We start from the raw sequence: 18304 nt of genomic DNA, 5'->3' as shown, positions 1-18304 counted from the left end.
AAGGTTAGCTATGCTTAAGATTACCCACTATGTGAATGGCCAACACACTCCAGCGAGTACAAGAAGCCAAGAAATTTTTGAACCGGCCACTGGCGAATGCCGAGGTCAAGTATCCCTCGCCAGCAGCGATGAAGTCGCTGCCGCGATTGCCATCGCCAAAGCGGCCTTTGAGACTTGGTCACAGGTAACGCCCCTTAATCGCGCCCGTGTGCTTTTTAAATTCAAAGCGTTAGTCGAGCAGCATATGGATGAACTGGCGCAGCTCATCACCCTAGAGCACGGCAAAGTGATCGATGATGCCAAAGGAGAACTTATCCGCGGCCTCGAAGTTGTCGAATTTGCCTGTGGTATCCCGCACTTACTCAAAGGGGAGCACACGCAGCAAGTTGGTGGTGGTGTGGATTCTTGGTCCGTTAATCAAGCTTTAGGTGTTGTCGCTGGCATAGCGCCCTTTAACTTCCCCGTGATGGTTCCCATGTGGATGTTCCCAATCGCCATTGCCTGCGGCAACACCTTTATTATGAAACCCTCGGAAAAAGATCCAAGTTCAGTGATGAAGATTGCCGAGTTGCTCAAACAAGCTGGCTTACCTGATGGAGTGTTTAACGTGATCAACGGTGATAAAGAGGCCGTAGATACCCTGCTCACTCATCCAGATGTGCAAGCCGTTAGTTTTGTCGGTTCAACGCCAATCGCCGAGTATATCTACAGCACAGCATCCAAACACGGTAAACGAGTACAAGCCTTAGGCGGCGCAAAAAACCATATGCTACTGATGCCGGATGCGGATTTAGATCAAGCGGTAAGTGCACTGATGGGCGCAGCATACGGCAGTGCGGGCGAGCGTTGTATGGCGATATCGGTCGTGTTAGCTGTGGGTGATGTGGGTGATGAATTAGTGGAAAAACTATTGCCGCAGATCCAAAACTTAAAAGTCGGCAACGGTCTTAACCCCGAAATGGAAATGGGTCCACTCATCTCTAAACAGCATCTCGCCAAAGTCACTGATTATGTTGAAACAGGTATTCAAGAAGGCGCAAGTTTACTGGTTGATGGCCGACAATTATCCGTTGCCGATCATCAACAAGGTTACTTCCTTGGGGCTTGTTTATTCGACCATGTCACGCCGGATATGCGGATCTATCGCGAAGAAATCTTCGGCCCTGTGCTATCCATTGTTCGAGTCAAAGATTATCCCAGTGCACTTAAACTGATAAACCAACATGAATTTGGCAACGGCACGGCGATCTTTACTCAAAGCGGTGAAGCTGCCCGTCATTTTTGCCACCATGTGCAAGTAGGTATGGTCGGCGTAAACGTACCAATCCCCGTACCGATGGCTTTCCATAGCTTTGGCGGTTGGAAACGCTCACTCTTTGGACCTTTGCATATGCATGGCCCTGATGGTGTTCGTTTTTATACCAAACGCAAAGCCATTACCGCTCGCTGGCCTGTAGGCAAACAGACTCAAGCTGAGTTTGTAATGCCGACCATGAAATAACATCGACTGGAGCCCTATATGACCATGAGCGTCACGTCGATCATTCGCTTTGCCAGCGCACAACCGCCAGTGGAGAGCTATCAAGTCGCTCCTGAAAAGCGTATTGCAGGCAATCCCACCCAGCAATTACAAAATCATTATTCTAGCCCTTGTAACCAATTTCATAGTGGAATTTGGCAAAGCGAATCAGGCGCTTGGAAAATCAACTACACTGAATATGAGTATTGTGAAATTCTCGAAGGAACCAGTGTGATTACCGATCTTGAAGGACAGTCTCAAACCTTCAGTGTCGGTGACCGCTTTATTATTCCGGCGGGATTTCAAGGTGTGTGGCAAGTCGTCACCCCCTGCCGCAAGGTGTACGTCATCTTCGAACAAAACTCACATTTATAGAGGTGCGTTTAACCTCGATGAACAAAGCTAAAGTGATGTAGCTTTACCGCCATGAGGTCACAGCAACGGAGTTTCCTTGGCTGTTGTTTGGCAAATAATCGAATGTACAAACCTGTTTTTAAACATAAAAGAACGTTGTACATCCGTGTCAATCAAGAAAATGGGAGAAATACCGTGAATAATAACCTACAGAAAAAACGGCTAGCACAACTTGCTGGACTCGCGCTTACTACCAGCTTATTTTCCAGCATAGCCAGTGCAGAAGTGTCTGGTGAGATTAGTTTAACTAACGATTATCGCTTCCGCGGTGTCTCGCAAACCGCTGGAGATCCCGCTGTGCAAGGTGGAATAGACTGGAGTTTTGAATCAGGATTTTCTGTCGGCGCCTGGGCCAGTAACGTCGACTTTGATGAACCTGGTTATAATGGCCCAGATGTTGAGTATGACTTCTATGTTGCCTACGGTGGTGATATCAATGATAACGTCAGCTACGACGTAACACTGAACCGCTATAACTATTCGGGCGAGAGTGATCTTGGCTATTTCGAAGTAACGGCTGGCGTCGAGTTTAGCGGATTTCGCGTAGCCTATTGGTATACCAATGACTACGGTGGCACTGATTTAGATTACCACTACGGTGAAGTCAATTATTCCTATGAGTTTGTCGAAAACTGGAATCTCGATCTGCATTACGGCTACAACGTTGGCGATGCATTAGATGATGGTGAAGGCTTCGATAGTTACTCCGACTATTCTGTTGGTGTCTCCACGGAATTAATGGGATTTGGCCTTTCACTTGCTTGGTTAAGCACTGATTTAAGTGGCGATCAAAAAGTCTCCGACGGTGTATACCAAAACGACGATACCGTCCTCGCGAGCGTTAGTTACGCTTTCTAATAGGGTTATCTCATTAGACAAAACACCCTAGTACAAAAGTCATTAAAAAGCCCTCTTTCGAGGGCTTAGTTATTTTTGTCATGAATGTATTATTAATTTGAAGACCAACTGCGCATCTTATGGCCTTTGACTGCATAGAAGAGAATAAACAGATAACAAGGTAACATCACCATATACCCGCCCTGCTGCCCCATATCCGTTGCCGAACTCATTAACCCCCAAGACACTGGACCAAAGGCACCGCCGGCAATCCCCATGATAAGGAGCGCAGAACCCGTACTCGTCAATTTGCCCATGCCCGACAAAGCAAGAGGCCATACGGCAGGCCACACAATCGCATTGGCTAATCCTAAGAAAGCAATCAATAGCAAGGTATCAGGTAAAGCTACGCCCCCAAAAGGCACCAACAAAGTGTTAGCAATAGCGTAGGAATTGTTATCCCCAAACAGAATGCCTAAGGTGAGTAATATGCCTAAAATTGCGGAAATCATCAGCGCTGTCGGTTGAGAAATAATGCGAGGGATAAGGATAATCCCCAGCGTATAACCCAGCACCATGCAAACCATAGTGTATGAGGTCATGACCCCGTAATGCTCAACGCCTAAAGATAACGCAAAGGTACCTATAGTATCGCCAGCGATCACCTCTACCGCTACGTACACAAACAATGCCAACACACCAAATGCTAAGTTAGGGTGAGATAACGCCGCTTTAATCTGGCTTTTATCTGTATGCTCAGCGACTTCATCTTCATTAGATAATTCTGGTAATGGGGATTTTTTCACCGCCAAGGCTAAAACACCGATAAACGCCGCCATGCCTAAGTAAGGAAAAACCAAACTATTGGCCATTTCATCAATTTGTACTTGCGTTAATGTTGTGCCGATACGGTCTTTAAAACTATCTAAAATCAACGCTGAGAACACTAACGGTGCAATCACCCCCGCACCTTTGTTCAAAATACCCATCACGCTAACACGCGCCGCCGCTGACTCTTCAGGCCCAAGACGAACAACATAAGGATTTACTGCGGTTTGCAGTAACGTCTGCCCCGCCCCCATAACTAATTGGGCAAATAAAAATAGGGCGAAGACTTGGGTCTTCGCCGCTGGAATAAACAGTAAACCCGCGAGCATCATCACGCCCATGCCCAAGGCCATCCCATTTTTGTAGCCCACTTTACGGATAAGCCACGCCGAGGGCAGTGCAGTAAAGGTCACCGCGATATAGAAAGAAAACAGGATTAATGAAGCTTGGAAGGGATTGAGTTGCAAAATTTGTTTTAAATAGGGCATTAAAGAACCATTCAACCAAGTTGCAAACCCGAGGATGAAAAAGAGTGCTGCCACTATCGCCATGGGGATAAAACTGCTTTTCTGCTGGCTTTTATCGAGTGTCATTTCCATAAACCTGCTTCTTATAGTAATTAATTTTAAGGTGATTGCGGGACAAAAATCCGCTGAGTATTGCACACATCCCTATTGCAACTCATCTGCAATGGCTAATGTTATCATTCGAACTCACCATTGTTTCAGTGATGTTAAAACAAACAACACAAAAAGACAACGCTGTCATTTGCAATTTAATCCTAAAAATGCCGCCTTGAACATCACAATAAACCCTAAACGCTTAGCTAGATCCTGATTTAAAACCAAAGATGCGTATGGCAACTATCAAACATGAAATAAAAAAGCCGCAGAGATCGCTCTGCGGCCTGATAAAAGCACAAGATAATGAGAAATTAAATTCGCACAAAAATATTGCGACGATACATCCAATACAGCACTAACCATTGAACGGTGAGCAAACCAATCACGGCCGCTAAGGGCTGAGCATTTTCCGGTAATGCCGCGATAACGCCACCGAACACACTCTGGGCGATATACTTCCAATCCACTAGGCTGGAGGCTAGATAAATAATGATGGCGTTAGTACCGATTACCACAAACACAAAGGCGAGCTTTTGCCATTTCAGTACATCCACTAGGGCATAAAACAGTGCTAACAGCAGCATGCTCCAACCGCTAGTAACCAACACAAAAGAGCTTGTCCACAGATCTTTATTGACGGGAATGACCCCATCAAGCAACCAACCTAAGGCTAAACAAACACCACCGGCAACACTCAATATGCCGACTTTAGCCCACTCACCTTTAGGATGAGATTTCACAATAAAGTGACCGACAAACACACCCGCTAAGGCATTGACTACGGCGGGCAGTGTCGATAACAGGCCTTCAGGATCGGGGGTTCGTCCTTGATAGCTCACACCCGGCAATAACAGGCTGTCGACATAAGCATTGATTGACTCAGTGGGTGATAACACACCCGCCTGTCCACCAGGAAACGGTAACCAGAGTTGCGCCGCGCCATAGGCCACTAATATGCCTAGAGCCACCAGCACTTGGGTCCGTAAACGGGTATGCCACACCAGCAAGGCGGCAAAAAACCACGCAAAGGCAATACGGCCTAATACACTAGCATAACGGATTTTTTCAGGGTCGGCAGGTGCTCCCGCTCCCCAACCATGGTTATAAAGAATACCAAGCAACAATAGCAAAAACAGCCGCTTAACGCCATGACGATACACAGGCAGGCGCTCATGCATCGGCAGTTTATCTAAGCGTTTTGGCGATAATCCAAGGGCAACACCGGAGAGGAAAATAAACAGCGGAAAAATCAAATCATAGAAGCGAAAGCCATTCCACTCACTATGATGCATTTGGGTATCACCCCATTGCCAGCCCGCCCAGCCAGTCAAAATAAGCAAGGCGCCAAATAGGGCTTCGCCACCTAAAATCCAAAACATATCGAAGCCGCGCAAGGCATCGAGGGACATCAATCTTGGCTTTGGCTGACGCTTTTTCGCGGCAGCATCCTGAGCATTAACGCCCGTATTGGCGACAGATTCCGGCGCAGTCGTACTCATACCATTATCCTTATTATTGTTATTTAAATTATTTTTCAAGATGTAGAGCAAAATGCAGACTGTACAATAAAAAAACTTAGCCCCTGTCATCAAAATACGACAAGGGCCAAGGTGAACGCTTTACGGACTCAACACACTAAGGGCGAACATAAACCGCATTTCCAGCAATATAGTTGGCCAGCACTTGATGCTGATTATCCAGCAGCACTAAATCGGCACGCTGCCCTACGGCTAACCGACCGACGCTCTCGGCAATGCCAAGGAACTCGGCTGGATACAAAGATGCCATCCGCAAGGCCTCACCGAGCGGCAAACCTAGCATATTCACCGTATTATGGACCGCACTTGCCATATCTAACACGCAGCCAGCCAGTTCACCCGTCACCGCATTTAATCTGTCGCCGACACGCAGCACCTGAGTACCAAACAGCTCAAAACTGGTTTCATCATCCAGACCCACAGGCGGCATAGCATCGGTCACCAACATCACTTTGCCACGAGGTTTGGCACGTAGGGCAACACGAGCTGCAGCGGGATGCACATGATGACCATCGACAATCAAACCACACCAAGCGGTTTCGCTCTCAATCGCTGCGCCCACCACACCAGGCTCGCGGGAACCTAAGGGTGACATCGCATTATATAGATGGGTAAAACCTGTCGCCCCAGCCGCTAATGCTGCAACAACGGTATCGTAGTCCGCATTGGAGTGGCCCAAACACACTTTAACGCCCGACGCCACCAACAGGCGGATCACCTCGGGCGAGACATTTTCAGGCGCTAAGGTGACAACGCGGATACCTAAATCCTGACGGCAAAAAATCGCCAGTTCAGCCTCGGTGATCCCACGGATAAAACCTTGTGGATGCACGCCTTTTTTAGGTACAGACAAATGCGGACCTTCGAAATGCACCCCTAATACACCTGCGCTCTTTTGCGCGACCGCACTAGCAACCGCATCGGCCGCCTTAGCCATCACCTGCACATTATCGGTAATCAGCGTGGGTAAAAAGCCTGTGGTACCAAAGCGAGCATGCGCCTTGCCTATGGTTTCAATGCAAGCAACCGTTGGGCTGCTATTGAATAACGCGCCGCCACCGCCGTTAACTTGCACATCGATAAACCCTGGCACTAGGGTGCCTGGGTAGCGAATTTCCTTAGCACCCGATGCGGTGTCTAAGCTGGCTATCAGCCCATCTTCAATGGTGACTGGCACATCCCGATGGAAGGCTTCACCATCAAACAGTTGCTCGGCAATTAAGGTGAATTTCATCCAAACCTCTTTTCAAATTAACGCGGCGATAACGGCCAGCCATTACAGCGTTTGAGTGACTTTTTTCAGCCCTGCGGGTTGGTCAGGGTCAATACCACGGGCAATAGCGACGGCTGCCACGTCAATATAAAAACGTTGTAGCAGGGCTAACGGCGCCACACGTGGATGAATATCCGTCGATGTTTGATTTAAATGGACTAAATCGGCACCACGTTGGCTCACATTTTCAATCTGTTCGATATGGCTAGCGTAAGACTCATCGCCAATGCACACATCCACAATCGTGAGTTTTTTCTCAACTAAGGTCACGGGACCATGGAGAAACTCTGCGCTACTAAAGGCTTCAGCGTGGATTGAGCACACTTCTTTTAACTTAAGCGCAATTTCCTTAGACACCGCATAACCCAAGCCACGGCCTAACACGACTAAGTTTTTCACGTTTTCAACCGATGCTGGAGTCAATTGTGGCTCAGCATCAACCGCAGTTTGCAGTGCTTGCGGTAATGAGTTAACTGCTGCGGCAAGGGATTCGCTCTGCGTCCACGCCGAGGCTAATTGTAGAATCGCCGACAGAGTTGCAAGGTAGCTCTTTGTTGCGGCAACGGCTTTCTCTTCGCCGGCGCGTAATGGCACCACCACATCGACGATATCCTTAATTGGAGCGGTTTCATCGTTCACTAACGCCACACAAAACGCGCCAGCGTTTTTCGCCATACGCGCCTGGGCTAAAATATCAGGGCTGCGGCCAGATTGCGAAATCACAATCACTAATCCGCCTTCTAACTTCAAGGTTTTACCGTAAACGCTGGCCACAGATGGCGCGGCGGCAAACGTTGGCACGCCGACTTCAATTTCAAAAAGATATTTAGCAAATACACCCGCATGGTCCGATGAACCACGGCCCACAATCATCACAAAACGGGGATCGAAAGCACGCAGTTTTTCACCTAACTGCTGCATTAAATCGGCGTTAGCGGCTAACTGACCCGCAATCTTCTGCGGCGCGGTGCGAGCTTCTTGCTCCATAATAGTGTTTGTCATGTTATTTACCTTACAAATCAATACGGGTATTGCTTTAGCACTGATGCGCTAAAACGGCTTATTCATTAATGTTGACTGAGTTAAATTGCTGCTGAGCGAAGTACATGGCACCCAATTCTGGCGGCGCTAAGGTTTCAGAAATCTTGGCCACCACATCGCTGCCAAGCCACGCCTGTAAAGGTTCGGCAAGGCCACCGATCATCGAGAATCGCACTGGATTGAGGCTAAACAGCTTGCGTGCCATTTCACTGATGTAATCGGCGCCTTCCTGCACAATCCCGCGAGCGACTTCATCACCCGCGTTTGCACAATCGAGTACGCTTCTGGCTAATTCGGCATAGCAACTCGAAGACTTACCGGCGAGATGCTCGACGATGCCCAAGGCATCACTTACCCCAAAATGGTTTAACAGCATCTTGGTTAAAGCAGTCGGCGCGGCAAAACCATCGAGGGCGAGTAACACATGCTCGGCGGCTTTTAAGCCAAGCCAAGCACCGCTGCCCTTATCACCCAGCGCAAAACCGTGGCCACCAATACTTAAGCTGTCATCACCTACATGGGCATAACCGCAAGAACCCGTACCCGTAATGATCACCGCACCATCGGCGCCGCGGTGTGCACCGATACAAGCGGTATGAAGATCCGTTGTGACAAACATGGCAGCAAACGGATGCTGCCAGCTGATCACGTCCTGATACAGGCGCGGCACATTGACTCCCGCCAGCCCTAAGCCCGCGACGAGTAAATGGCTATCGGTTTCCTTCATGCCCGCATCCAACAGAGCTTGGCGAGTCGATGCTTCAATCGATGCAAATGCTTGTGCAAGACCATGCAGCGGATTAGCGCGCCCAGCAACACCTGTCCCTAAAACGGTACCGTCCGCAGTATAGATAGTGGCTCGGCACTTACTGCCGCCCCCATCAACACCGATAAACAGTTGTTGATCTTTTGTCTGGACTAACCCCATGACATCCCTCTTCATCTCTTAATGCAGCGCTACCGTTGCTTATACTTATGCCGTTAATACGACACCTAACTTTAGTTAACTCAATGTTACAGCAAAAATGACAGCGTTGTCATTTACTTTTTGAAGCAATTTCTAATCAAATGTCAGGCGAAAGAATTGACTGAAAGTGAAAAAGAAAAAGGCTGTATTTTTCTATTAAAATACAGCCAGATACATAACAGATTAATTAACGATTAAGCTTCTGCCTTTGCGGATACCATCAGCAGCAATAGCACGGATCTCAACGGGCGCAGTTACCGCCTGCCCTGCTTGATAGGATTGCCATTGCCCACTCGCTTGTCGCCACTCAATCTTAAGTCCTGGATAAGCCACGTTGGCAAACAGTTTACCGTCACGGATCTCGGCACCTACAGTCGGCACTCGGTAATCGATACCTGCCTTATCGAGTTTAATAAACTCCTTATGCCCTAATGTGTTGGCCATTTGCTGCCAAGATTGTGCCTGCGCGTCACGCATTGCCGCAGTAAAGTGCCCAGTGCTTTGGTTATACAATGCACCTTGATATTGGTAAGGCACTTCCCACTCTGCTTGATGCCAAGCACGCTCAGCCAGCATCAATAAACGAGGGAAAATCATGTACTCAACGGTATCGTTGCTGCGAATGGTTTCACTCCACAACTGCCCCTGTAAACCAGCAAAGTTTTTACCTTGCTCCCGTGGTCCAGATTTTTTGCCTTTCTCATCGGTTCTTGCCCTATCGTCGGCTTCGAAAGGCAGATTTTGCAAGTCGGTCCACTGCTCCGCATTCGCCACTAAGTTATCCGGCATAAAGCTAAACACTTTGTGCGCGTTGGTGGCGCGGCTTGCCCAGTAATAGCCGTGCTCTTTAGGATCGGCTTCGTAGGGAAAATCAAAATAAAGTACTTCAGGATTCGAGAGCACCACATCCCAACCGTTGTTCACTTGCTGATTGGCATGCTCATATCCTTTATAGGCGATCACATCCCAAATATTGGATTGGACTTTAGCTGGCATATAACTTGGGCGAACATGGCTCATGCCATCACTCCAACCTGCGGCTTCAATGCCTTTTTCCGCCAGTTGATTCGATATCCGCTCAATAAAGTAAGCGCCTAAATCCTCGATAGATTTCACGCCTTTATCGTTATTGGCTACAAAGGATAAACACTCAGGAGATTGCTTCCACGCCCCAGCGGTTTCGTCGGCGCCGATATGGTATCGAGTTAATGGTTGACCCGCGGCTTGGTGTAATTTGGCAATTTCATCAATCACTTTATCGACAAATTGATAGGTCGATTCCATACAGACGTTCAGGGTGTTGTCGTTGTAATACTGCACCGAAGAATACACAGTTGTATCAGCCGCATCCGACAACAAATAGGTTTTCGCCTCCGTAGGCTTGCCTTGGGCGAGTAATTTACGGTAACGCGCCTCCATGGATTTTATCGCTGCGCGACTATGGCCAGGCATGTCCATCGAAGGGATCACTTGAATTTGGCGGGCATCGGCGTATTTGACTATATCGATATAGTCTTGTTTGCTATAGAAACCATTAACGCTCGACTCCGCAACAGGCCCACTGCCAAGCTGCGGTAACAAACAGGTATTTTCCTCAAGATCGTGGCAACGCTTACTACCAATATCGGTTAGTTCAGGCAGACCATCAATCTCTAAGCGCCAACCTTCATCATCGGCCATATGCAGATGTAATTTGTTGAGTTTGTAAGCCGCCATTTGATCTATCAGAGCAAAAATCATCGCCTTACTGTGGAAATTACGGGCCACATCGATATGCATACCGCGGAATGGATATCTTGGGCTATCTTCAATAGTCATCGCATTTACGCGCAAATCCTGCACATCAATCAAACTGGCAAGCGATGATAACGCATAGGAAAATCCTGCCGCATCACCTGCGGCAACCTTGATACCATCAGGTTTGATATCCAGCAGATAACTGCTCTCTGCGCCTTGGCGCCAGCTCAGTTTCACCACTAAGCCTTGGTCTGACTCTTTAACACCCAAACGTGCTAAGCGTTCAAGCGCCGCAGCCACTTGCTCGGTTTTAAAAGACTGATTTTCAGCGGATGGACTCAATACTGACGCGACATCCAATTTAATGCCAGAGGTGAGTGATACCGCTTTATCGTGAGAATGGATCGTCACTTTTTGCGGCGAAGGAATAATGGTATTGACCGCTAAGCAGGCATCTTCACTGACATTTTGGTTGTTGCTAAATAGCTGTGATGCGGTCGCAGGCACTAATTTATCCGCATCAGTGCGGCGATACTGTTTCACCATATCGGTGAACGGCTCAACATAGGGACGCACTTCCATTCGAGTATCAGGATCTTGCTGCACTTGCGTGCTGGCAATCACCACTGGCGATAAATCCCCAGCAACGATGTAGTAGTTTGGCATGGCATCGGTTTCGGACAATTGCCAAAGCTCACCACGGAACCTTAAGGTCTTTTTAACCCCTTTGTTAAAACCGCTGAATGCCTCAGTAGGCGTTATCCGATAAAGATCGCCCTTGATATGAGTGATGGAAAACTCTTTGCCTTCAACCGATTGCACCGGACGCATCTGGCTAAAATAAATCGCCCAGTCGTGACCTTTGAGATCAACGCCAGGGACAAAATCAATTTCAGCCACAAAACAACGACCTTCAGCGGCGGCTTTATCACAGTTATTATCGGGCCTGTTAGTGAGCACGCGATAACTCACGCCCAAGGTATCCCCAAACTGCTGCAATTGCGCTTGGGTTAATGACGCAGGCGTGGCGAGCTCGGCTGAGCTTGGCACTGGCACATTTACTGTTTTAGGCGCTTGGCTGCAAGCACTTAAACCTAATGCAAATAAAATGGCGGTGGCGGCAATCGTTTTATTCATGATATTCCTTTTCTAGCTTCAGAAATGGCTACAATCTGAAGGAAGTTACTAACGTCCGCAGTCTTTCCCCTTGGTGAAACAGTCGCTCACTCGATTGTGCTAGATGCTCACTATCGAGAGAGGCTGAACCTGAGACATTGGCAAGATCATTTAATGTACGAGAAATCGCTTCGGTGACACAGGTTTGCTCCTGCGCCGCATGGGAAACTTCGATATTCATATTACTGATATTTGAAACTAAATCAGTCACTTTAGATAGAACGAGCTTAATTTCTTCCGAACGGTTGACCCCTTGATTGGAGAGAGTCTGACTCGATTGCATCACATTCACGGTTTCGGCAACTCGGCTCTGCACCTGTTGGATCATTTTTTGGATTTCTCCCGTCGCCTGTTGGGTGCGACTCGCTAAAGAGCGCACTTCATCGGCAACGACGGCAAAACCACGCCCCTGCTCACCCGCTCTGGCAGCTTCAATCGCGGCATTTAACGCCAGCAGATTAGTCTGCTCAGCAATGCTGCTGATCACCACCACAACTTCATCAATACGCTGCGTTTCCTGTTGTAACTGCGACACCGACTGAGCCGAACGTGTTAACTCAGCCGCAAGTTGGCGAGTAATGGCTAAGCCCGAGTCAAACTGACGCTGGCCATCGTCAACCGCCCTATCGGCTTGGGTTGCCGCATCGGCGGTACGTTTAGCATTGATGGCCACTTCATTTGCACTGGCACTCAATTGAGTCACGGCCGTGACCGCGGCTTCGGTTTCTTTAAGCTGAGCTTGCACCCTTTGATTGTTGCTTTGCGACAACGTGCCCAGCGCCTTAGCATCGCCCAATAGCAGACTCGAGGTTTCATGCACCCTTGAAATCGTGCCGTGAATGTGTTCGACAAAGCCGTTGAAAGCATTGGCGAGTTTGCCAATTTCATCTTCAGTTTCAACGGGTAATCGATGGCTTAAATCGCCATCACCATTGGCAATCTCTTCTAACGCGGTGACAACCTTATCTAATGGGGTGATCACTAAACGCTTTAAAATAATGAAAATCACGAAGAGGCTGCCCGCTAAAATCAACAAAGCCTGTATAAAGTAGCTCAGCAACAACTCGGATAACTGCGCTTTTACGGGCAAAATGGAAAAAGTAATGGTTAGACGCCCGGTAGGATTACCTTGGTCGCTGAACTGTAACTCTCTTGTTTGTAGATAGTTGATGGCAACTGCCTCGACTTGTTTATCCTCAGCAAGCAGTTTACCGCGATGATCCATAACGGTAATTTGATAAATTTGTTCAGACTTTAACATGACGGATAATACAGCCCGGATCTGTTCGTAATCGTAGGTAAAAATAGGTTGCGCCATAGTGACTTGCAGATTAGCGACCGTATTGTCTTCAAAGGCCATTTCACCGCTCATCAGCTTATCGCTCGCCAACCAATAGGACGCCCCAAACAAGGCGCTCACGATCATAAATATCGCCGCAGCTAGACCAATTTGAACTTTTAAGGCTAATGTTTTCATTATGTTGCACCTTGCACACTAAATAGATCTAACCACAGCTCCTGGCGTTCAATCGGCGTTAGGGGATGTAAATCTGGCGTATCTAAGCGGATAATCACGCGCCGCTCAAACTGCGCATCACGGTAGAGCTGCTCAATCTTAAGTTCACGATTAAACATTTCATCGAAGCTACCGTCGCTAATCATGTACTCAAGCCCCGCTAAGATTGCCTCAGCTAACTCAGGGCGTTTTGGTGAGACAAAAAAATAGGCCGGAGAGCGATATTGCAGCAGGATATGGCTATCAATTTTAAGTGCGGGATCAGGGTGGGTAGTAAGTTCATCGCCGATTTCCTGTGCGCCAAGCGCAAGGTAGTCGAACCGGCCACCTTCTAACATCGGGTATAGATTGGTGTACTGATAGCTCGTTACCAACGGCACACCATTAGCTTCGAGAATGCTCGCATCGGGCCAATAACGGTTTTGCCCAGCGGTTAATTGTTTAAAATCCGCCAATGTTTTTACGTTGGCAAACTTAGCCTCATCACTTTTACGGATAATTAATAATCTGTTACCAAGCAATCCCTTAAACAGTGGGATCCGCACGGGCAGCATGGTTTCCTCAAGCTCTTTGGAAGTCATGCTCCAAAATACGTCAACAGTGCCAGCAAGTGCTTCCTCTGCATTGCGTTTTTGGTTCATCTGCGTCGACATTTGTTCAACTTGATACGGCTTGCCGGAGCGGCGCAGCGCCTCTTTTAGCAGATTAAATTGCCATTGCTGTTGGATGGTGGTCACTATCTTGATAGGAGTGGGATTGCTTGCCGAAGAAGTGCCAGCCGCAAAAGCAGCATTAGTAAGCGCAAACGACGTTGACTCCACAGCGGCTATCGCGGTGAAACTCAAAGCACACAGCATAACGCTCGCCCAGAGTCCCAAGACGGACATCAACAAACGCTTAGCAAAAGTCGCCACTACGCTGCAAAGCGGTGTAGCAATATGAATAACCATGAATCGCAGCCTCTTTTATGACTGGAAAATCCAGCGAGTTTTATTTATTAATGCCGCTAACTTGTCTGCTTATCCTAACAAGGTCACTCTACCTAAAAAAATGGCTGGGCACTGTTTACAGTACCCAGCCAACGCTAGTTTCTGGGGAGAGACTATCAAATATTAAAGACAAACGTACCGCCGCCCGACCAGCAATACTTCTGCCAAACACATGAATAAGGAGACCTCATCCTCTTCATGCAGACCTTACTAAACAACGCATCACACAAGCACATGACAGCGTTGTCATTCATTAAATTACACAAGAAAGAACAGGATTTCTACATTTTTTTGACAAATAGCTTTATATTTTTAAGTCAGATGAATTTATTCCTTAAATTTCATTTAGTTAAATTAAAATCTATATTTATCAACCTATGTGACAACGCTGTCTTTGACTGATAACATAGGCGCAACAACTCAAACGCCACACTCAGTTATCTTAAAAAGATGCTCACATATATCCCTACCTTTAAGCGTAAAAACACCTTCAGCGGCCAATATTATCGGTCGTTAACGGTACTGCTCACTCTGTTAAGCACATGGATAGTTTGGTTTGTTCAGTTCGCACAACCATTTGAGTTAATTAAAGAATATGGCAAGTTTATATTTTTAGGGATAACTGGAGCTATCTTTGCTAATTCAACTGGAGCAGGCGGAGGCGTTATTTTCATCCCAGTGTTCTCTAGTTTAGATTTTACAGAAACTCAAAGCGTTTCAACGTCTTTTATGATCCAGTGTTTTGGCATGACTGCTGGCGCAATTTCATGGTCAAGATACTATCAACAACATCACCATACGGATAAAACCTGGTGTGGTTTTATTCCATGTATCTTGCTTTGTGCATGCTTTTCAGTACTTGGCCTTTGGAGCAGCGAGTTATGGCAACTAACTTCGCCCTCTTCGCTCCACACCAGTTTTAGCCTTTTCTCTATTGCGCTTGGGATAGCAATCATTTTCAGCAGTCAACGCCGCTATTTGCAAAGTAATAGTCTTAAATCCGTAGACTATTTTTGTTTAGCGGTCATTGGTTACTTTGGCGGGATCATCACCGCTTGGTTGTCTGTTGGTGTAGGTGAACTGATTGTAATCTATCTGATGTTACGGGGTATCTGCGCCAAGATGGCCGTCGCGGTTGGCGTTGTGGTATCGGCCATAACCGTTTGGTCGGCAAGCCCAATACACGTGTTCTCCGACCACAGTCACGCTTTATATGAATTAGTGCTATTTGCAGGACCCGGTGCAATTATCGGAGGATTGTTAGCCCGCAAGCTGGCGTTATTTCTCCCAGTCAAAACCTTAAAACTGTTTTTTGCAAGCTGGATTATTTTGACTGGGAGTGTGATGCTAGCAAACTAAATAGCCCCAGTTATAATAGTTCGTTTTAATATTATTAAAACGAACTATATAAAATTGAGTTTATTTTTCCATCACTAAATCAATTAAATTTAATGAACAAAGATGCGCATAAATAGCCGAATAGAAACCTCGTTTAGCAAAATCAAGCAATGTCGTATCGTCTAGCTGCTGCAGTTTTCCTTCATCAATGGTATATATTCCATCAATATTAGTTTTAGTGCCATCAAGTGTAGTCACTGTTAATATACGTGGTTGCAACAGTCCATGATTCAATAACACTTTGATAAAGTACTTTGTCATCTCATGATAACTAGCCTGTAAACTCGCCAATTCAAGTTTTTTTGATAAATAGACCGTTTGATTGCCTGAATCATCAAATAAACGATGCGCTTCATGTTCTGCCACTGATGAATTATTGACATCGACACCCAAGATAACTTTGTCGTTATCTATATAACTCATTCCAAATGGATACAATTGAACTTGAATAGGTAAATAGCGACATTGCCACTGACCGTTTTTGAGCAACTTATTAGTATTAGGCTTAAGTGCAGTAATCGCAATGGAGAGGAACTCACCAGTTTGAGCGTTTTTTGTAAACACGATAGGGAAACTGGTCGCTGCAGACATAAACTCTTGAACCTGAAGAGGGAGCATATGCATAGTCTCAAAAAGGCTGTAATCAACCTTATCCCCAATCGCTAAATTTTTATGACTTGCGTCATTTAAAGGTACAAATTGTGTTTTCATTTTATTTTTCCTTTTTACACATTAAAATAAAGCGCTTAGATAGCTTGCAAGCCATAAGTACAAATCTTATCAATCAATTCTCTATGTTCTGGTAACCCCTCAAACATTTGGCGCTTCATATTCGACATGTTACTCATATAAGCATTCAAATTAGCTTTTGCGACTAAACCTCTATCATGCGGTTGAGTCGGATATTTCATCCCATAAAGAACATATAAGTAATTATCTAAGTTAAACACCTCAAACTTTGAGGGAAAATCCTCTGCAATAGGGCTAAATGACTTCCACATGTTAAGCCGCTCTTTTAACGGCTCAGGAATTGTCTCTTCACGCTGATTATCAAGCCAAAATGCCGAGTCAGTTCTATCTGACAAACAATAATGCAATTTGGCAAATTCGACGACCCTTTCCCATGCGTGGTTAACAGTGCGATTAAAACGCATTGATAAGTAATCCACCTCATCTTTATTAGCAGGGAAACGTTCAGCAAGAAATCGAGCAGAAAAGTCCGTTAATAAAATTGAAGTCGCTTCTATGGGTTCTAAAAAGCCCTGTGCCAGCCCTAATGCAACGCAGTTTTTGACCCAAAATTGTTGACGATAGCCGACCGTCATTGGGATTTTGCGATGGGGAATATCGGCGAGTTTACCACCAAGATAACGGTCAAACTTTTGTTCAGCTTCAGCTTGATTCATATGCGCTGATGAATATACAAATCCTGTACCGCGGCGCTGGGTAAGCGTAATATCCCAAATCCACCCAGCTTGATGTGCTGTTGCTTTAGTATAAGGAGGAATAACATCAGCAGGCTGAGTCGGAATTTGCGCAACTAATGCCGTATCAATAAAAAGTTGCTGCGCTTTACTGATAAATGGCACTTTTAATGCTTTAGCTAACAAAATAGATTCAAAGCCACTGCAATCAATATAGAAATCAAAAGATAGATTCTCCTGCTCAGTCTGCAATGACTCGATAGCGCCATCTACACCTAAGCACACGTCGTGTACTGTCGTTAAAATATGCTCTACATTAAATTTCTCAATGGCATTTTTAGCGAGTAATTTGGCAAACTTTGCTGCATTGAGGTGATAGGCATAGCCTAAAACACCAGCATATTCTGGCGTAGTAATGAGCTTTGGTGCTTTAGCCGCTTCGCAAGCTAAATGCTGTGGGGAAACAAAATCGGCAAAATGTCCGCTTTGTTTGGCCAACCAAGTCGATACAGCGTCACCTTGGTGTAAATTAATGATATCGAATAGATGATGATAAAAATTATGCTTACCGTGACGCGATTTATCTAACCAGTTCACAAATTTAATAGACTGTTTAAACGTGACATCGCATGTTCGAATAAATTCTGACTCACTGATACCAAAACTCTGTAATGATTTTCTAATCGAAGGCACTGTACCTTCCCCGACACCAATAATAGGAATATCAGGAGACTCAATCACTGAAATAGATAACCCAGAACGCCCCTTCAACGCTCGGCCTAAGTGGTTCGCCGCTAACCAACCTGAAGTACCGCCACCTATAATAGCTATTTTTCTGATTGTCATCACGAGCCTCTAAATTGGAGAAACCTAAGTTTATTATTAAATTTATTGACAGTAAAGAATCCACCTTCTAAAGAAGGTGGCTTTGTTTTAACCCCCTAAAAGGGGGCCTTTATTCAAGAGCAAGTTGACCCTGCTCTTGCCGCTCTACTTTCTCTTGATGCCTAACGTATCTACGGAT

At 46.3% G+C, this 18304-nt stretch carries 14 protein-coding genes and 1 pseudogene; 4 read left to right on the top strand and 11 right to left on the bottom strand.

The window, feature by feature from the left end; all coding sequences use genetic code 11:
* The first annotated feature begins 10 nt into the window (after positions 1-10).
* The 3 genes from MMG82_RS17995 to MMG82_RS17985 all read left to right on the top strand — a co-directional run bounded on the left by MMG82_RS17995 (position 11) and on the right by MMG82_RS17985 (position 2791).
* Positions 11-1501, top strand: coding sequence for a CoA-acylating methylmalonate-semialdehyde dehydrogenase (locus tag MMG82_RS17995; protein ID WP_241407231.1), 1491 nt, complete (start codon positions 11-13; stop codon positions 1499-1501).
* An 18-nt stretch (positions 1502-1519) separates the two neighbouring features.
* A complete protein-coding gene (locus MMG82_RS17990) occupies positions 1520-1894 on the top strand; it encodes a cupin domain-containing protein (protein WP_240293102.1) in 375 nt (124 codons plus the stop codon).
* 174 nt (positions 1895-2068) lie between these two features.
* A complete protein-coding gene (locus tag MMG82_RS17985) occupies positions 2069-2791 on the top strand; it encodes a TorF family putative porin (RefSeq protein WP_047534705.1) in 723 nt (240 codons plus the stop codon).
* A gap of 92 nt (positions 2792-2883) precedes the next feature.
* On the opposite strand, the gene MMG82_RS17980 is transcribed toward MMG82_RS17985, so the two are convergent.
* The 8 genes from MMG82_RS17980 to MMG82_RS17945 all read right to left on the bottom strand — a co-directional run bounded on the left by MMG82_RS17980 (position 2884) and on the right by MMG82_RS17945 (position 14419).
* Positions 2884-4191: a sugar MFS transporter gene (locus MMG82_RS17980; RefSeq protein ID WP_047540143.1), complete on the bottom strand. Its 1308-nt coding sequence runs from the start codon at positions 4189-4191 to the stop codon at positions 2884-2886.
* 341 nt (positions 4192-4532) lie between these two features.
* Positions 4533-5720 carry a DUF5009 domain-containing protein gene (locus MMG82_RS17975; RefSeq protein WP_172591548.1) on the bottom strand — a complete coding sequence of 396 codons (1188 nt, stop codon included), beginning with the start codon at positions 5718-5720 and terminating at the stop codon, positions 4533-4535.
* Between the two features lie 136 nt (positions 5721-5856).
* Positions 5857-6993, bottom strand: coding sequence for an N-acetylglucosamine-6-phosphate deacetylase (gene nagA / locus MMG82_RS17970; RefSeq protein ID WP_047534410.1), 1137 nt, complete (start codon positions 6991-6993; stop codon positions 5857-5859).
* A gap of 42 nt (positions 6994-7035) precedes the next feature.
* The gene (locus MMG82_RS17965; protein WP_047534407.1) at positions 7036-8034 is read right to left on the bottom strand and encodes an SIS domain-containing protein; all 999 of its coding nucleotides are present in this window, start codon (positions 8032-8034) and stop codon (positions 7036-7038) included.
* A 58-nt stretch (positions 8035-8092) separates the two neighbouring features.
* Positions 8093-9001: a BadF/BadG/BcrA/BcrD ATPase family protein gene (locus MMG82_RS17960; protein WP_047534403.1), complete on the bottom strand. Its 909-nt coding sequence runs from the start codon at positions 8999-9001 to the stop codon at positions 8093-8095.
* 222 nt (positions 9002-9223) lie between these two features.
* Positions 9224-11914: a family 20 glycosylhydrolase gene (locus MMG82_RS17955; RefSeq protein WP_047534400.1), complete on the bottom strand. Its 2691-nt coding sequence runs from the start codon at positions 11912-11914 to the stop codon at positions 9224-9226.
* Positions 11915-11942: 28 nt separating this feature from the next.
* Positions 11943-13430: a methyl-accepting chemotaxis protein gene (locus tag MMG82_RS17950; protein WP_047534397.1), complete on the bottom strand. Its 1488-nt coding sequence runs from the start codon at positions 13428-13430 to the stop codon at positions 11943-11945.
* Positions 13430-14419 (bottom strand): transporter substrate-binding domain-containing protein, encoded by a 990-nt coding sequence (locus MMG82_RS17945; RefSeq protein ID WP_047534395.1) that lies wholly within the window; start codon positions 14417-14419, stop codon positions 13430-13432. The genes MMG82_RS17950 and MMG82_RS17945 overlap by 1 nt, the downstream gene beginning before the upstream one ends.
* Positions 14420-14908: 489 nt before the next feature.
* On the opposite strand from MMG82_RS17945, the gene MMG82_RS17940 reads away from it, so the two are divergent.
* Positions 14909-15817, top strand: coding sequence for a sulfite exporter TauE/SafE family protein (locus MMG82_RS17940; RefSeq protein WP_047534392.1), 909 nt, complete (start codon positions 14909-14911; stop codon positions 15815-15817).
* Positions 15818-15877: 60 nt separating this feature from the next.
* On the opposite strand, the gene MMG82_RS17935 is transcribed toward MMG82_RS17940, so the two are convergent.
* The 3 genes and pseudogenes from MMG82_RS17935 to MMG82_RS17925 all read right to left on the bottom strand — a co-directional run.
* Complete coding sequence (locus tag MMG82_RS17935; protein ID WP_047534389.1) at positions 15878-16567, bottom strand: SapC family protein; 690 nt, start codon at positions 16565-16567, stop codon at positions 15878-15880.
* 35 nt (positions 16568-16602) lie between these two features.
* Entirely contained in the window at positions 16603-18126 is a 1524-nt protein-coding gene (locus MMG82_RS17930; protein ID WP_047534386.1) for a tryptophan halogenase family protein, read from the bottom strand.
* 109 nt (positions 18127-18235) lie between these two features.
* Positions 18236-18304 (bottom strand): annotated as a pseudogene (locus MMG82_RS17925) (IS200/IS605 family transposase); the annotation flags it as partial.

Source organism: Shewanella sp. MM_2022_3 (genome assembly GCF_022557375.1).
Classification (GTDB): Bacteria; Pseudomonadota; Gammaproteobacteria; order Enterobacterales; family Shewanellaceae; genus Shewanella; species Shewanella xiamenensis.
The sequence above is the reverse complement of the archived record's forward strand: the minus strand, read 5'-3'. Positions and strand labels throughout refer to the sequence as shown.

Coding starts and splice junctions, on each gene's coding strand:
- MMG82_RS17995 (WP_241407231.1), top strand. CDS start 11: ATGCTTAAGATTACCCACTATGTGAATGGCCAACACACTCCAGCGAGT.
- MMG82_RS17990 (WP_240293102.1), top strand. CDS start 1,520: ATGACCATGAGCGTCACGTCGATCATTCGCTTTGCCAGCGCACAACCG.
- MMG82_RS17980 (WP_047540143.1), bottom strand. CDS start 4,191: ATGACACTCGATAAAAGCCAGCAGAAAAGCAGTTTTATCCCCATGGCG.
- MMG82_RS17975 (WP_172591548.1), bottom strand. CDS start 5,720: ATGAGTACGACTGCGCCGGAATCTGTCGCCAATACGGGCGTTAATGCT.
- nagA (WP_047534410.1), bottom strand. CDS start 6,993: ATGAAATTCACCTTAATTGCCGAGCAACTGTTTGATGGTGAAGCCTTC.
- MMG82_RS17965 (WP_047534407.1), bottom strand. CDS start 8,034: ATGACAAACACTATTATGGAGCAAGAAGCTCGCACCGCGCCGCAGAAG.
- MMG82_RS17960 (WP_047534403.1), bottom strand. CDS start 9,001: ATGGGGTTAGTCCAGACAAAAGATCAACAACTGTTTATCGGTGTTGAT.
- MMG82_RS17955 (WP_047534400.1), bottom strand. CDS start 11,914: ATGAATAAAACGATTGCCGCCACCGCCATTTTATTTGCATTAGGTTTA.
- MMG82_RS17950 (WP_047534397.1), bottom strand. CDS start 13,430: ATGAAAACATTAGCCTTAAAAGTTCAAATTGGTCTAGCTGCGGCGATA.
- MMG82_RS17945 (WP_047534395.1), bottom strand. CDS start 14,419: ATGGTTATTCATATTGCTACACCGCTTTGCAGCGTAGTGGCGACTTTT.
- MMG82_RS17940 (WP_047534392.1), top strand. CDS start 14,909: ATGCTCACATATATCCCTACCTTTAAGCGTAAAAACACCTTCAGCGGC.
- MMG82_RS17935 (WP_047534389.1), bottom strand. CDS start 16,567: ATGAAAACACAATTTGTACCTTTAAATGACGCAAGTCATAAAAATTTA.
- MMG82_RS17930 (WP_047534386.1), bottom strand. CDS start 18,126: ATGACAATCAGAAAAATAGCTATTATAGGTGGCGGTACTTCAGGTTGG.